1 protein-coding gene is annotated in these 759 nt (G+C 73.0%); it reads left to right on the top strand.

Going from position 1 to position 759, the window contains the following annotated elements; genetic code table 11:
• Positions 1 to 142 precede the first annotated feature (142 nt).
• Positions 143 to 703: an HIT family protein gene (locus ACWGJ2_RS37865; RefSeq protein ID WP_453350935.1), complete on the top strand. Its 561-nt coding sequence runs from the start codon at positions 143 to 145 to the stop codon at positions 701 to 703.
• The last annotated feature ends 56 nt before the right edge of the window (positions 704 to 759 follow it).

Here is a 759-nt window from a genome sequence, read left to right as displayed (position 1 = left end):
TCGCCCCCGTTGGGGGGGGTGTGTTTGTTGGGGTTTCGGTGGGGTGGGGGGGGGGGGGGGGGGGCCCGGGTTTGGGGGTGTGGGGGGGGGGGGGCGGGCGGGGCGGCCCGCCCCTCGTCGTGTCCCGGAGCGGGGGACGAATATGCTGGTCCGCATGACGAGCGAGCCGGAGCAGCAGATCGGGGTCGGGACGCCTGACGCGTTCCAGCGGCTGTGGACGCCGCACCGCATGGCGTACATCCAGGGCGAGAACAAGCCGAGCGGTCCGGGCGCCGACGAAGGCTGCCCCTTCTGCACGATCCCGGCCAAGAGCGACGAGGACGGGCTCGTCATCGCGCGCGGAGAGCACGTGTACGCGGTGCTCAACCTCTACCCGTACAACTCCGGGCACCTCATGACGCTGCCCTTCCGGCACGTCGCCGACTACACGGACCTGGACGCCGAGGAGACCGTCGAGCTGGCGGACTTCACCAAGCGGGCCATGACGGCCCTGCGCACGGCCTCCGGGGCGCACGGCTTCAACATCGGCATGAACCAGGGCGCGGTCGCGGGCGCCGGCATCGCCGCGCATCTGCACCAGCACGTCGTGCCGCGCTGGGGAGGCGACACCAACTTCATGCCCGTCGTCGGCCAGACCAAGGTGCTGCCGCAGCTCCTGGCCGACACGCGCACGATGCTCGCCGCCGCCTGGCCCGAGGGCTGAAGCGCGGCGGACCCACGGACAACGGCCGGAGGGGCCGGCGGGGCACATGCCCCGCC

The organism is Streptomyces sp. NPDC054796 (assembly GCF_053611545.1).
Note: the sequence above shows the minus strand (reverse complement) of the source record. Positions and strands in the feature narration are given on the sequence as shown.